The following is a 12,842-nucleotide window of genomic DNA, read 5'->3' as shown; positions in this document are numbered from 1 at the left end:
ATGGGCCGCGTCGGCGTGCGCGATCAGCGCTTCTTGCCCTTCGCTGCCGGACGCGGCTTGCCGACCGGCTTGGCCGAGGCGGATTTCTTGGGCGTCTTCGCGCCTTTCCCCGGCTTGGCTCCCTTCGCCGCCTTCTTGCCGCGCTTGGGTGCCGGAGCATCCGCCTGGGCCTGTGGCAGCTTGCCCGCCACGGCTTCGGCCGCCGCCTGCGCGCCCTTGCCTGGCACCAGCAGGCTGAAGCCCGGCCCGACCTTGACGCGCGGCGTGATGCCGTTGAGCTGCTTGAGGCGGGCCGTGGTCAGGCCGAAGCGGGCGGCGACGCTGTCGAGGCGCTCGCCCTGCTTCAAAGTGTAGGTCTGCCAGCTCGACAGGGGCTTGTCCTCGGCCTCGTAGCGCTCGAGGTTGCGGCGGAAAGCGTCTACCTTGTCGGCGGGAACCACCAGCGGGCTGCGGTTGTCGCCGGGGACGACCGGCCGGTGGTAGGCGGGATTGAGCGCGATGAACTCTTCGATCGGCGTCTCGGCCAGCTTGGCGGCGAGTGAGATGTCCATGTCGTTGCCGATGTCGACGGTGCCGAAGTAGGGTTTGTTCGGTATCTGATCGAGACGGAAACCGAACAGCTCGGGCTGGGCGATGATGTTCTTGATCGCCTGCAGCTTCGGCACGTAGTAGCGCGTTTCGGCCGGCATGGTGAGATGGGCATAGTCGGTTGGCAGTCCTTTCGCCTGGTTCTTGCCGACGGCTCGGGCGACGGCATGCTCGCCCCAGTTGTACGAGGCCAGCGCCAGATGCCAGTCGCCGTGCATCTCGTAAATGTTCTGCAGGTACTCGAGCGCGGCGCTGGTCGAGGCGATGATGTCGCGACGCTGGTCCATCCAGTAGTTCTGCTTGAGGTTGTAGCTCCTGCCGGTCGAGGGGATGAACTGCCACATGCCCAGTGCGCGGGCCGGCGAGCGTGCCAGCGGGTTGAAGGAACTCTCGACGATCGGCAGCAGCGCCAGCTCGGTGGGCATGCCGCGCTTCTCGGTTTCCTCGACGATGTGATGCAGATACTTGCGGCTGCGTTCGAACACGCGTTTCAGCAGTTCGGGGCGGTTGAGGTACCAGGCCTGGCGTTCGGCCACCAGCGGGCTGTGCAGGTCGGGCATGCCGAAGCCGTTGCGCACGCGCTGCCACAGGTCGTCCGGCGGCGTGGTGAGGTCGATGGTGGGCATCGGCGGCAGCTCGTCCTTGACTTCCTGCGACGGATCGCGGGTGAAGGTGAGCGTGCTGGCCGAGGGTTCGGTGCCGGCGCGCGACAGCTCCGGCGACAGTTGCAACAGCGACTCGTTCGGCGCAACGACTTCGGCTCGCGCCGCGAGCGCGAACAGGCAAAGGCAGGCCGTCAGGACGAGGCGAAGTGACATTGGCAAAGCGGGGGCGGGAGGGAGCCGGGGGGCCGCGAATGGTAGCAAATTTGCCGGCGGTTTCAGAAACCGTTTTTCCACTCGCGGATCGCCGCGAAGACCTCGACGGCATCGCGCGGCGGCGAACCACGGCGCCCGCGCGCCGCGGCGATGACGGCGGGGGCGTCCCAGCGCAGGAAGGGGTTGGTCGCCAGTTCCTCGGCCAGGGTCGAGGGGACCGTGGGCCGGCCTTCGCCGCGCAGTTTCGCCACCGCAGCCGAGCGCTCCAGCAGGGCCGCGCTGTCGGGCTCGACGGCACGGGCGAAGCGCAGGTTGGCCTGGGTGTATTCGTGGGCGCAATACACGGCGGTGTCCCCGGGCAGGGCGGCCAGGCGGGCGAGCGAGGCCTGCATCTCGGCCATGGTGCCCTCGAAGACGCGGCCGCAGCCGGCGCCGAACAGCACGTCGCCACAGAACAGCAGGCCTCGGCGATAATAGGCGACATGTCCTCGCGTATGGCCCGGCACGGCGATCACCTCGAAGTCGATGCCGAGCTCCGGCACTACGATGCGCTGGCCGTCGCCGAGCGGATGCGTCACACCGGCGACCGCTTCCAGCGACGGTCCGAATACCGGAACGGCAGTATCGGACGTCAGGGCGGCGATGCCATCGGTGTGATCGCCGTGGCGGTGGGTGATGAGGATGGCGCAGAGCTTCGCGCCGGTCTGCTCGAGGTAGCGCCGCACCGGTGCGGCCTCGCCGGGATCGACCACCGCGACGGTGTCGCCCGAGCGGATGGTCCAGATGTAGTTGTCCTCGAAGGCGGGCAGGGGATGGATTGCAATGCTCATGGCGCATTCTAACCAATGACGATCAGCGGTTTCGCCGACTGGCTGGAGACGCCGCAGGGTCGCTACGTGCTCGACTGGGAGCTGGCCAGGCACGACCAGATCGTCGCCGACATCTTTGGTTTCAACGCGATACAGCTGGGCCTGCCCCAGCTCGATTACCTGCGCGCCAACCGCATGCCGTTCCGCTTCAGCAGTGACGATCGTGCGGATGTCAGTCCCGTCGCGGTGCGCGCCACGCCGCTGCAGCTGCCCTTCGCCACCAACAGCATCGACCTCGTGGTGCTGCCGCATGCGCTGGAGTTCGAGGACAATCCGCACCAGGTGCTGCGCGAGGTCGAGCGCGTGCTGGTGCCCGAAGGCAGCGTCGTGGTCACCGGCTTCAATCCGTTCAGCCTCTGGGGCGCGCGCCGCCGCCTGGCGCGGCGGACGCTACCACCGCCCTGGCGCGGCCAGTACATCAGCGTGCCGCGCCTGAAAGACTGGTTCGCGCTGCTCGGCTTCGAGACGCGGGCCGGCGCCTTCGGCTGCTACGCGCCGCCCGCCCGTCAGGAAAAGTGGCTGCGCCGCTGGGATTTCATGGAAAGAGCCGGCGACCGCTGGTGGCCCTTCGCCGGCGGGGTCTATGTGCTGCAGGCGATCAAGCGCGTCCACGGCATGCGCCTGATCATGCCGACGTGGACCGACCGCAAGGCGCGCGCCCGGGCGCTGGTGGCGCCGGTGACGCAGAAGAAGGCGGATTCGCAATGAACGAGCGCGACGAGACCATCGACATCTATACCGACGGTGCCTGCAGCGGCAATCCCGGTCCGGGGGGCTGGGGGGCGATCCTCCGCTACAACGGTACCGAGAAGGAACTGTTCGGCGGCGAGGCGGCGACGACCAACAACCGCATGGAGATGACCGCGGTGATCGAGGCGCTGCGCGCGCTCAAGCGGCCGCTGGAGGTGCGCGTACATACCGACTCGCAGTACGTGCAGAAGGGCATCAGCGAATGGATCCACGGCTGGAAGAAGCGCGGCTGGAAGACGGCCGACCGGAAGCCGGTGAAGAACGAGGACCTCTGGCGCACGCTCGATGCGCTGGCGGCGCAGCATCGCATCGAGTGGCACTGGGTCAGGGGCCATGCCGGCCATGCCGAGAACGAGCGGGCCGACGAGCTGGCGCGGCGCGGCGTCGAGCAGGTGAGAGAGGGGTAGTGTAATGACCAGACAAATCATGCTCGACACCGAGACCACGGGACTCGACCCGGCACTCGGCCACCGCATCATCGAAATCGGCTGCGTCGAGATGTTCGGGCGCCGTCTCACCGGCCAGCGCCTTCATCGCTACATCAATCCGCAACGCGAGATCGACGCCGGCGCGATGCAGGTGCATGGCATCACCAACGAGCGCGTCGCCAATGAACCGGTGTTCGGCGCCATCGCCGCCGAGCTGATCGACTTCATCCGCGGCGCCGAGCTGGTGATCCACAACGCCGCCTTCGACGTCGGTTTCCTCAATCACGAGTTCTCGCTCCTCGGGCTGGAGCCGGTGACCGGCATCTGCGACGGCGTGATCGACACCCTGAAGATGGCGCGCGAGATGCGCCCGGGCCGCAAGAACAATCTCGACGCGCTGTGCAAGGATTTCGGCGTCGACAATTCGGGCCGCCAGTTGCACGGCGCGCTGCTCGACGCCGAGCTGCTGGCCGAGGTGTACCTCGCGATGACGCGCGGCCAGGAAAGCCTGGTCATGGATCTCGAACCCGCCACCGCGGCCGCCGGAGCCGCGGTGGCGGGCGAGCGGCCGCCCTTGCGGGTGTTGCGGGCCGGCGCCGAGGAGCTGGCCGAGCATGATCGCGTGCTCGCCGAGATCGCCAAGGAAAGCAAGGGAATGTGCCTGTGGCAGACTCCGGCCTGAACCCGGGCAGGATTCCGGACGCGCTGCTGCTGGTCGTGGCGTCCTGTCCGCATTGTCCGGCGGTGCTCGCCAGCCTCGCGGCGATGGCCAAGGACGGCATGCTCGGCCGCCTCGAGGTCGTCAACGTGGCCGTGCATCCCGAAGTGGCGGAAGCGCTGGGTGCGCGTTCCCTGCCCTGGGTGCGCATCGGCCCATTCGAACTCACGGGGTTGCGCAGCCGGCCCGAGCTCGAGGAATGGGCGCGGCGGGCGGGCAGCGCAGACGGCATGGCCGACTATTTCCACACCTTGCTCAAGGACGGCGAACTGGCCAGGGTGCGCGCCATGATCGAGGCGCAGCCGGAACTGCTGGTCGAATTGCTGCCCATCGTCGCCAATCCCGAGGCCGGCATCAGTGTCCGCATCGGCGCCAGCGCGACCTTCGAGGGACTCGCCGGCAGCGCCGCGCTGCAGGCGCTGGTGCCACGCCTCGCCGAGCTGGCGGCTCACGACGACGCCCGCATTCGCGCCGATGCCTGTTTCTATCTCGGCCTGAGTCGGGATGCGGCAGCGCGGCCGGCGCTCGCCGTCTGTGTCAATGATGCCGATGCCGGGGTCCGCGAGATCGCGGCGGAGGCGCTCGACGAACTGGGGTGAGTCACGGCTGGCGTTGCGTGGCCGGCGCCGTGCGACGCTCAGTCGCCTTGCTCGCCGACGAGTCGCATGCCGACATTGATCAGCATCACGTCGTGTCCGAGCAGCGTGACGCCGCCGCGGCGGCGATTGTCACCGGTGTCGCTGTATTCGAAGGTGTAGACGCGCTGCAGCAGCAGGCGGCCGTCATTGTCGCGGGCCGGCTTCAGGCTGGTGATGGAAACGGTGTCGTCGAGCAGTTGCAGGCCGTCTGTCAGGCAGGCTCTGCGGGCGGCCGCGACAGCGGCGTCGCGCGCCTTGAGGCCGTCGAGCCAGAACCAGCCCGCTATCACCAGCACGACGAGGCCGGCGATCTCGAAGGCCGGCATCGCCGCTCAGCGATCGGCGTTGAGGATCAGCCGGGCCTTGCTTTGGGCTTCCGCCTTGTTGATGGCGGAAACGCGCTGGCCGAAGGCGTCGCGCTCGGCCGTGCCACGCTTGGTGGCTTCGATGCTCTTGATGCAGCGCCAGCGCTTGCCACCCTTGGTGGTGATCTGGCGCATCTCGGATTTCGGATGGTGGGTGCCGCAGTGATAGCAGTAGGCGGTATCGGTGGTCGTCATGCGAACCTTTGCAGGATGTGTCGGGTGCAACGTATTCGTATGGTGGGCGTCGCGGAGGTCTCTTCCGTTCGGCCCGGCCGTGTCAAGCTAAGCGACTGATTATACAGTACGCCGCGGGCCGGCGCCAATAGCGCCCCGTCCTGGCGCCTTGCCGACGATGCTTGTTCGGGGGCTATTTCAGCACGAGCACCAGGGCCAGCGGCACGAATACCAGGGCGCCGAGGTTGCCGATCATCACCATCGAAGCGACCTTGGCGGGCTCCTGGCCGTAGCGCTCGGCGAAGACGAAGTTGAGCACGGCCGGCGGCAGCGCACCGAAGACCAGCAACATGTCCGCGTCCGCCGGCGCCAGTTCGAGGCTGCGCCCGAACGCCCACGCCAGCGCCATCCCCATTGTCGGGCATGCCACCGCGCCGACCAGGCCGATGCGCAGATCCGCGAGCTTCGACGTGGCCAGCCTCACGCCGAGCGAGAACAGCAGCAGCGGTATCGATACATCGCCGAGCAGCTTGATGGCCATGTACAGCGGCGGCCAGATTTCGATGCCGGCGAGCTTGGCCGCGACGGCCGCCAGTGCGGCGACGATCACCGGGGTGCGCCAGAGATTCCACAGGCGGGCATGGTGATCGAGCAACCAGGTGCCAAGGACGTAGTGCAGGGTGTTCTCGACGAAGAACAGCACCACTGCAGCCGGCAGTGCCGCCTCGCCGAAGGCCAGTACCATCAGCGGCAGGCCCATGTTGCCGGCGTTGACGAACATCATCGGCGGTACGAACGTCTTCGGCTGTTCGCCCAACATGCGCGCCAGCGCCCAAGCGATCAGGCCGGAGCCGAACATCACCGCCAGTGCCGCCTGCGCCAGCTGGGCGTAGGCGGACAACTCGATGCTCTTCGAGGTCAGGGCCGCGAACACCAGCGCCGGCACGAAGACCTCCATGTTCAGTTCGTTGGCGAATGACATGTCGATGCCGCCCCGCGACCGGCGATAGCGGGCATACCACCAGCCGACGGCGATGATGGCGAAGACGGGAAAGACGATGGCGAGGATGCGCAGCAGCATGCGGCAGAGGCAACCGAAAGGCCGGCGGCGGAGCCGGCTCAGTGCGTCGGCATGACGAAGCTGGCTGCGCTCGCCATGTCCTGCGGCCAGCGGCCGGTCGCCGTCTTGAGGCGGGTGTAGAAATGGACGCCTTCCGGGCCATGGATCGCATGGTCGCCGAAGAGCGAACGCTTCCAGCCACCGAAGCTGTGAAAGGCCATCGGCACCGGGATCGGCACATTGACGCCGACCATGCCGACCTCGATGCGCCGCACGAACTCCCGGGCCGCATTGCCGCTGCGCGTGAATAGCGCGACGCCGTTGCCGTATTCGTGGGCGTTGATCAGGGCGACGGCCGCCTCGAAGTCGGGCACGCGGACGACGCACAGCACCGGGCCGAAGATCTCCTCCCGATAGATGCGCATCTGCGGCGTGACGCGGTCGAACAGGCAGCCGCCGAGGAAGTAGCCGTCGCCATGGCCTTCCACCCGCAGGCCGCGGCCGTCGACCACCAGCTGCGCGCCTTCGGCGACGCCGAGGTCGACATAGCCCGTGACCTTCTCCAGGTGCTGGCGGGTCACCAATGGTCCCATTTCCATCGCCGGCTCGGTGCCGGGTCCGACCCTGAGCGCGCGGGCGCGCCTCGCCAGTGCGGCAACCAGTTCATCGCCGACGTCGCCGACCGCCACCGCGACCGAGATCGCCATGCAGCGCTCGCCGGCGGAGCCGTAGGCCGCGCCGACCAGGGCATCGACGGCCGGGTCGAGATCGGCGTCGGGCATCACCACCATGTGGTTCTTGGCGCCGCCGAGGGCCTGCACGCGCTTGCCGTGTGCCGTGCCGGTGGCGTAGATGTATTCGGCGATCGGCGTCGAGCCGACGAAGCTGATGGCGGCCACGCGCGGATCGGTGAGCAGGGTATCGACCGCCTCCTTGTCGCCATGGACGACGTTGAACACCCCCTTCGGCAGGTTGGCCTGCGCCAGCAGCTCGGCGATGAACAGGCTGGCCGAGGGGTCGCGTTCCGAGGGCTTGAGCACGAAGGTATTGCCGCAGGCGAGGGCGACGGGAAACATCCACATCGGCACCATGACCGGGAAATTGAAGGGGGTGATGCCGGCGCAGACGCCGACCGGCTGGCGCAGCGACCAGCTGTCGATGCCGCCGCCGATCTGGTCGGAGAATTCCCCCTTCAAAAGATGGGGGATGCCGCAGGCGAACTCGACCACTTCCATGCCGCGGATGATCTCGCCCTTGGCATCGGCCAGCACCTTGCCGTGCTCGGCGGTGACGATCGCCGCCAGCTCGTCGATGTGCCGCTCCAGCAACTCGCGGAACTTGAACAGGATGCGCGCACGCCGCAGCGGCGAGGTGTTGGCCCATTCCGCCAACGCGGCCGCGGCGGCGGCGATGGCGGCGCCGGTGGTAACCGCACTGGCGAGAGGGACGCGCGCGCCCAGGCGGCCGGTCGCCGGATTGAAGACATCGCCCCAGCGCGCGCCCGCGTCGCGGGTCGGGCGGCCGTTGATGAAATGTCGCAGCTCGATCACTGGATTCATAAATATGAACGTTGTACTTTATTCTGAACAGTCCTATCATAGGCCGGCGTTTTTTAGGTGTCAATCAAATCCACGGTGGCTGCGGCGAGGTAACCGAAACTGTGTACATGACGACACGTGACTTGCCGAAGGCGGCGGTGCCCTCCGTGCTCAAGGCCGTGCGCCTGCTGGATGAGCTCGCTGCCTCGCGCGAGGCGCTGACGCTGGGCGAGCTTGCCGTCCGCCTCGATTTGCCGAAGAGCTCCACACTCGGCTTGTGCACCAGCCTGACGGTCTCCGGCCTGCTGCGCCGCTTCGATGATGGCTCCTATCACCTCGGCAGCCACCTGGTGGACCTCGCGCATGCCTACCTGTCGCGCACCGACCTCACCCGGGAATTCGAGCAGGCACTCGATACGCTGAAGGTGTTCGACGAGGAAGGTGCCGTATTGGCCGTGCGCGATGGTAGCGATGTCGTTTACGTCGCCTGCCGCAACGGCAGCCTGCCGGTCGGCGTCACCTATCGCATCGGCATGCGCCTGCCGGTCAGTTGCACGGCGACAGGCAAGGCGCTGATCAGCACGCTCGACGACCAGGAGATCAAGCAGCTGTTCCGCGGCCGGCGCCTGCCGCGCCTGACCAGTAAGAGTTGTCGCAGTTTCGCGGCGCTGCTCGACGAGGTCCACGCGGTGCGTGAGCAGGGCTACGCCACGGACAACGAGGAGACGCGTGACGGCATGTGCTGCATCGGTGTGCCGATCGGCGACCCGGCGGGCGGGCCGGCGCTTGCCGCCGTGGCCGTGAGCATGCTGAAGGGAACCGGAACACCGCGCAAGCGGGAGCAGGCGGTCGGCACATTGCAGGAGCTGGCGCGGATGCTCGCCCATCCCCTGAAGTTGTTGCGATGACGGCCGGCAAGGCAAAAGAGGATCAAGCGCCCCTGCGCGGCAACGGTGCAGGGGCGATTGCAGCCCGCAGTAGCCATTTTTGCAGTACATCAAAGGAGGAGTGACAACATGGAGAAGAAAGTCAAAACCCCGGAGGCCGATGTCGCCAAGCAGGCTTCGCGCCGCAAATTTCTGACCAAGGCCGCGACGGCCGGTGCCGGTGTCGCCGCTGCCGGCTTCCCGATGATCGCGGTGGCGCAGTCGCCGATCACCATGCGTTGGCAGTCGACTTGGCCGGCCAAGGACATCTTTCACGAGTACGCCATGGACTTCGCCGGCAAGGTGAATGGCATGTCCGGCGGGCGCCTCAAGATCGAGGTGCTGCCCGCCGGCGCCGTGGTCAAGGCCTTCGACCTGCTCGACGCGGTGTCGAAGGGCACCCTCGACGGCGGCCACGGCGTGGTCGCCTACTGGTACGGCAAGAACTCGGCCGTGGCGCTGTGGGGATCGGGCCCGGCCTACGGCATGGACCCCAACATGGTGCTGGCCTGGCACAACTACGGCGGTGGCAAGCAACTGCTCGACGAGATCTACAAGGGCCTCAACCTCGACGTGCAGTCCTTCCTCTACGGCCCGATGCCGACCCAGCCGCTGGGCTGGTTCAAGAAGCCGATCACCAAGGCCGAGGACCTCAAGGGCATCAAGTACCGCACCGTCGGCCTTTCGGTGGATATCTTCAAGGACATGGGCGCGGCCGTCAATCCGCTGCCGGGCGGCGAAATCGTGCCGGCCATGGACCGCGGCCTGCTCGATGCGGCCGAATTCAACAATGCCAGTTCGGATCGCCTGCTCGGCTTCCCCGACGTTTCGAAGGTCTGCATGCTGCAGAGCTTCCACCAGTGCTCGGAGCAGTTCGAGATCCTCTTCAACAAGAAGAAGTACGATGCGCTGCCGGCCGAGCTCAAGGTCATCATCAATCACGCCGTCGAGGCTTCCTCGGCCGACATGTCGTGGAAGGCGATCGACCGCTACTCCAAGGACTACCTCGAGATGGCCGAGAAGCAGGGCGTCAAGTTCTACAAGACGCCGGATGCGGTGCTCAGGCGCCAGCTCGAGGCGTGGGACAAGATCGTCGCGGAGAAGAGCGCGGAAAATCCGGCCTTCAAGAAGGTCAGCGACTCCATGCGCACCTTCGCCCAGCGTGCCTGCCGCTGGCAGAACGACACCAACGTCGATTACAAGATGGCATACAACCACTTCTTCGCCAAGAAGAAGGGCTGATTCCGCCACGCTCGCAGCAACCGCCCGGCGATGCCGGGCGGTGTCATTCGCCGAGGTTTCCATGCAGAAACTCATGCTCTTCGTCGACAGGGTGAGTACCTTCGTCGGCCAGTTCTTCGGTTGGGCCATCGTCGCCCTCACCGCGCTCATCAGCTGGGAGGTGTTCTCCCGCTACGCCCTGAATACTCCCCATGCCTGGGTGCTCGATGCCCAGATCATGCTCTACGGCATCCTGTTCATGATGGCGGGGGCCTATACGCTCTCCAAGGAGGGACACGTCCGTGGCGACGTGCTCTACGGCTTTTTCGAGCCGCGCACCCAGGCCGCGATCGACATCGTGCTCTACGGCGTCTTCTTCCTGCCGGGCATCTTCGGCCTCACCTATGCCGGCTGGTGGTACGGCGCCGATTCGTGGGCGATCCGCGAGCAGACCTTCAGCCCCGAGCCGCTGCCGCTCTATCCCTTCAAGTTCGTCGTGCCGGTCGCCGGCTTCTTCCTGATGTTGCAGGGGATCGTCGAGATCATGCGTTGCGTCGTCTGTCTCAAGACCGGGGCGTGGCCCTCGCGCGAGCAGGACGTCGAGGAAGTCGATGTCGACAAGCTCAAGGCCATGGTGCAAGTGAAGGACGAGGACATCGCGGCGCTCGACAAGTACGTGGTGCAGCAGGAAACCGCCCATGACAACGAAGGGGCCGCCAAATGAAAGTGAGGAAGGAACTGTGGTTCGGCCTCATCCTGATGGTGGCGATCCTCGTCCCCGTCGCCGTCTTCATGCCGTGGGGAAACATGAGCAACGGTCACCTCGGCCTACTCATGCTCGCGCTGGTGGTCGTGGCGATCATGCTCGGCTTCCCCACCGCCTTCACGCTGATGGGCATGGGCGTGTTCTTCGCCTGGCTCGCCTACCGCAGCGTCAATCCCGACCTCGCGGTGCTGCAGACGCTCGACCTCATGGTGCAGCGCGCCTACGCGGTGATGACCAACGACGTGCTGATTTCCATCCCGCTCTTCGTCTTCATGGGCTATCTGGTCGAGCGCGCCAACCTGATCTCCAGGCTGTTCCGCTCGCTCGAGCTGGCTCTTGCCCGCGTGCCCGGCTCGCTGGCGGTGGCGACGCTGGTGACCTGTGCCATCTTCGCCACCGCCACCGGCATCGTCGGTGCGGTGGTGACGCTGATGGGCCTGCTCGCCCTGCCGGCCATGCTGCGCTCGGGCTACGATATCCGCCTCTCGGCCGGTGCGATCACCGCGGGCGGCTGCCTCGGCATCCTGATCCCGCCGTCGGTGATGCTCATCGTCTATGGTGCGACCGCCGGCGTCTCGGTGGTGCAGCTCTATGCCGGCGCCTTCTTCCCCGGCATCATGCTGGCCGGCCTGTACATCCTCTACGTGATGATCGTGGCCAAGATCAAGCCGGAGCTGGCGCCGCCGATGCCGATGGCGGAGCGGCACATCGACCTGCCGGCGTCGACCGCCAAGCTGCGCGAATGCATCAGCCATCGCGCGCTGCCGGGCCTGCTGGGCGCGCTGAAGGGCTCGCGCAACCATGGCGTGGCAACCGCGGAGATCCTGCGGCAGCTCTTCGTCACCTTGTTGCCGGCCCTGGCCTTCGTCGCGGTCATGGCGCTCGGCTACCGCGGGGTGACGGCACCGGTCGTCGTCGACGACACCAGCGGGCTGCAGGAGATGGGCCTGGTACAGGAAGCCGATTCTTCGTCAGGGCCCGGCGGCCTGGAGGAACCCAAGGCGGAAGGGGTCAGCGAGCCGAAAGCGGAGGGCGTGGAGGAACCGAAGGCGGAAGGTGTGCAGGAGCCACCCCAGACCGACGGCGTGAAGGAACCTCCGGCCCGGGGCGTGCAGGAACCGCCGGGTGCCGCGGCCGCGACGCCCGCACCGGCTACGACGGCCAAGGCCGAAACTGCGGCGAAGCCGGCGGTCGAAGGCGAAGCCCGCCCGGCACCCGCCTGGTTCTGGATCACCCTCGGCGTCGGAACCGCGCTGCTCGCCGGCTTTTACGCGATCTTCACCTTCGTCCGGCTCGAAATCTTCAAGATGCTGCTCAGCTCCTTCTTCCCCCTGGCGCTGATGATCCTCGCCGTGCTCGGCTCGATCGTGCTCGGCCTGGCGACGCCGACGGAGGCGGCCGCGGTCGGTGCGGCGGGCGGCTTCATCCTCGCCGCGGCCTACAGGCGGCTCAATCTGGGCGTGGTCAGGGAATCGGTCTTCCTCACCGCCAAGACCTCGGCGATGGTGTGCTGGCTGTTCGTCGGTTCGTCGATCTTCTCGGCAGCCTTCGCCCTGCTCGGCGGCCAGGCGCTGGTGGAGCAGTGGGTGCTTTCGCTGGAAATGACGCCTGTGCAGTTCATGCTGCTCAGCCAGTTCATCATCTTCATCCTCGGCTGGCCGCTGGAATGGACGGAGATCATCGTCATCTTCATGCCGATCTTCATCCCGCTGCTGTCGCATTTCCATATCGACCCGCTGTTCTTCGGACTGCTGGTGGCGCTCAACCTGCAGACGGCATTCCTCTCGCCGCCGGTGGCCATGGCGGCCTTCTACCTCAAGGGTGTGGCGCCGCCGCATGTGACGCTGAACCAGATCTTCGCCGGCATGATGCCCTTCATGGCCATCCAGGTGCTCGCGCTGGCACTGCTCTATATGTTCCCGGGCATCGGCCTGTGGCTGCCGCAGGTGTTGTACAAGTGATGCGGCAAAGGGCGGCACTTAC

The 12,842-nt window shown here is 66.7% G+C and carries 14 protein-coding genes; 8 read left to right on the top strand and 6 right to left on the bottom strand.

All coding sequences use genetic code 11. From position 1 onward, the window contains the following. Nucleotides 1–23 precede the first annotated feature (23 nt). Together EJE94_RS12970 and gloB are read right to left on the bottom strand one after the other, a co-directional pair. Nucleotides 24–1,406, bottom strand: a complete 1,383-nt coding sequence (locus tag EJE94_RS12970) for a transglycosylase SLT domain-containing protein (protein ID WP_121242138.1) — start codon at nucleotides 1,404–1,406, stop codon at nucleotides 24–26. A 62-nt stretch (nucleotides 1,407–1,468) separates the two neighbouring features. Then, a complete protein-coding gene (gene gloB / locus EJE94_RS12965; protein ID WP_306307960.1) occupies nucleotides 1,469–2,236 on the bottom strand; it encodes a hydroxyacylglutathione hydrolase in 768 nt (255 codons plus the stop codon). A 15-nt stretch (nucleotides 2,237–2,251) separates the two neighbouring features. On the opposite strand from gloB, the gene EJE94_RS12960 reads away from it, so the two are divergent. Genes EJE94_RS12960 through EJE94_RS12945 form a run of 4 tightly spaced genes read left to right on the top strand, consistent with a single transcriptional unit; the run spans nucleotide 2,252 to nucleotide 4,770 of the window. Then, nucleotides 2,252–2,983 (top strand): class I SAM-dependent methyltransferase, encoded by a 732-nt coding sequence (locus EJE94_RS12960; protein ID WP_121242135.1) that lies wholly within the window; start codon nucleotides 2,252–2,254, stop codon nucleotides 2,981–2,983. Continuing rightward, entirely contained in the window at nucleotides 2,980–3,432 is a 453-nt protein-coding gene (rnhA, locus tag EJE94_RS12955) for a ribonuclease HI (RefSeq protein ID WP_121242133.1), read from the top strand. Before EJE94_RS12960 ends, rnhA begins: the two co-directional genes overlap by 4 nt. 4 nt (nucleotides 3,433–3,436) lie before the next feature. Then, nucleotides 3,437–4,135 carry a DNA polymerase III subunit epsilon gene (dnaQ, locus tag EJE94_RS12950; RefSeq protein ID WP_121242130.1) on the top strand — a complete coding sequence of 233 codons (699 nt, stop codon included), beginning with the start codon at nucleotides 3,437–3,439 and terminating at the stop codon, nucleotides 4,133–4,135. Further along, a complete protein-coding gene (locus EJE94_RS12945) occupies nucleotides 4,117–4,770 on the top strand; it encodes a HEAT repeat domain-containing protein (RefSeq protein ID WP_243642615.1) in 654 nt (217 codons plus the stop codon). Before dnaQ ends, EJE94_RS12945 begins: the two co-directional genes overlap by 19 nt. A 38-nt stretch (nucleotides 4,771–4,808) precedes the next feature. Here EJE94_RS12945 and EJE94_RS12940 read toward each other — a convergent pair whose 3' ends face one another. The 4 genes from EJE94_RS12940 to EJE94_RS12925 all read right to left on the bottom strand — a co-directional run bounded on the left by EJE94_RS12940 (nucleotide 4,809) and on the right by EJE94_RS12925 (nucleotide 7,967). After that, on the bottom strand, nucleotides 4,809–5,135 hold the full coding sequence (locus tag EJE94_RS12940) for a DUF3301 domain-containing protein (RefSeq protein ID WP_121242128.1): 327 nt from the start codon (nucleotides 5,133–5,135) through the stop codon (nucleotides 4,809–4,811). 6 nt (nucleotides 5,136–5,141) lie between these two features. Beyond that, nucleotides 5,142–5,369 (bottom strand): hypothetical protein, encoded by a 228-nt coding sequence (locus EJE94_RS12935; protein WP_121242126.1) that lies wholly within the window; start codon nucleotides 5,367–5,369, stop codon nucleotides 5,142–5,144. Nucleotides 5,370–5,541: 172 nt separating this feature from the next. Continuing rightward, nucleotides 5,542–6,429 (bottom strand): AEC family transporter, encoded by an 888-nt coding sequence (locus EJE94_RS12930; RefSeq protein WP_121242125.1) that lies wholly within the window; start codon nucleotides 6,427–6,429, stop codon nucleotides 5,542–5,544. 38 nt (nucleotides 6,430–6,467) lie between these two features. Next, nucleotides 6,468–7,967: a CoA-acylating methylmalonate-semialdehyde dehydrogenase gene (locus tag EJE94_RS12925; RefSeq protein WP_121242122.1), complete on the bottom strand. Its 1,500-nt coding sequence runs from the start codon at nucleotides 7,965–7,967 to the stop codon at nucleotides 6,468–6,470. A gap of 107 nt (nucleotides 7,968–8,074) precedes the next feature. Here EJE94_RS12925 and EJE94_RS12920 point away from each other — a divergent pair, with 107 nt between their 5' ends. From EJE94_RS12920 to EJE94_RS12905, 4 genes are all read left to right on the top strand, one after another. Then, nucleotides 8,075–8,854: an IclR family transcriptional regulator gene (locus tag EJE94_RS12920; protein WP_124962462.1), complete on the top strand. Its 780-nt coding sequence runs from the start codon at nucleotides 8,075–8,077 to the stop codon at nucleotides 8,852–8,854. Nucleotides 8,855–8,962: 108 nt separating this feature from the next. Next, the gene (locus EJE94_RS12915; RefSeq protein ID WP_121242118.1) at nucleotides 8,963–10,114 is read left to right on the top strand and encodes a TRAP transporter substrate-binding protein; all 1,152 of its coding nucleotides are present in this window, start codon (nucleotides 8,963–8,965) and stop codon (nucleotides 10,112–10,114) included. Between the two features lie 61 nt (nucleotides 10,115–10,175). Next, nucleotides 10,176–10,817 (top strand): TRAP transporter small permease subunit, encoded by a 642-nt coding sequence (locus tag EJE94_RS12910; RefSeq protein WP_121242116.1) that lies wholly within the window; start codon nucleotides 10,176–10,178, stop codon nucleotides 10,815–10,817. Further along, nucleotides 10,814–12,820, top strand: coding sequence for a TRAP transporter large permease (locus tag EJE94_RS12905; protein WP_243642614.1), 2,007 nt, complete (start codon nucleotides 10,814–10,816; stop codon nucleotides 12,818–12,820). Before EJE94_RS12910 ends, EJE94_RS12905 begins: the two co-directional genes overlap by 4 nt. Nucleotides 12,821–12,842 lie beyond the last annotated feature (22 nt).

Source organism: Sulfurisoma sediminicola (genome assembly GCF_003865015.1).
Classification (GTDB): Bacteria; Pseudomonadota; Gammaproteobacteria; order Burkholderiales; family Rhodocyclaceae; genus Sulfurisoma; species Sulfurisoma sediminicola.
Note: the sequence above shows the minus strand (reverse complement) of the source record. Positions and strands in the feature narration are given on the sequence as shown.

Bases quoted from the DNA above. Each gene is read 5' to 3' on its own strand.
- EJE94_RS12970 (WP_121242138.1), bottom strand. From the start codon at position 1,406: ATGTCACTTCGCCTCGTCCTGACGGCCTGCCTTTGCCTGTTCGCGCTC.
- gloB (WP_306307960.1), bottom strand. From the start codon at position 2,236: ATGAGCATTGCAATCCATCCCCTGCCCGCCTTCGAGGACAACTACATC.
- EJE94_RS12960 (WP_121242135.1), top strand. From the start codon at position 2,252: ATGACGATCAGCGGTTTCGCCGACTGGCTGGAGACGCCGCAGGGTCGC.
- rnhA (WP_121242133.1), top strand. From the start codon at position 2,980: ATGAACGAGCGCGACGAGACCATCGACATCTATACCGACGGTGCCTGC.
- dnaQ (WP_121242130.1), top strand. From the start codon at position 3,437: ATGACCAGACAAATCATGCTCGACACCGAGACCACGGGACTCGACCCG.
- EJE94_RS12940 (WP_121242128.1), bottom strand. From the start codon at position 5,135: ATGCCGGCCTTCGAGATCGCCGGCCTCGTCGTGCTGGTGATAGCGGGC.
- EJE94_RS12935 (WP_121242126.1), bottom strand. From the start codon at position 5,369: ATGACGACCACCGATACCGCCTACTGCTATCACTGCGGCACCCACCAT.
- EJE94_RS12930 (WP_121242125.1), bottom strand. From the start codon at position 6,429: ATGCTGCTGCGCATCCTCGCCATCGTCTTTCCCGTCTTCGCCATCATC.
- EJE94_RS12925 (WP_121242122.1), bottom strand. From the start codon at position 7,967: ATGAATCCAGTGATCGAGCTGCGACATTTCATCAACGGCCGCCCGACC.
- EJE94_RS12920 (WP_124962462.1), top strand. From the start codon at position 8,075: ATGACGACACGTGACTTGCCGAAGGCGGCGGTGCCCTCCGTGCTCAAG.
- EJE94_RS12915 (WP_121242118.1), top strand. From the start codon at position 8,963: ATGGAGAAGAAAGTCAAAACCCCGGAGGCCGATGTCGCCAAGCAGGCT.
- EJE94_RS12910 (WP_121242116.1), top strand. From the start codon at position 10,176: ATGCAGAAACTCATGCTCTTCGTCGACAGGGTGAGTACCTTCGTCGGC.
- EJE94_RS12905 (WP_243642614.1), top strand. From the start codon at position 10,814: ATGAAAGTGAGGAAGGAACTGTGGTTCGGCCTCATCCTGATGGTGGCG.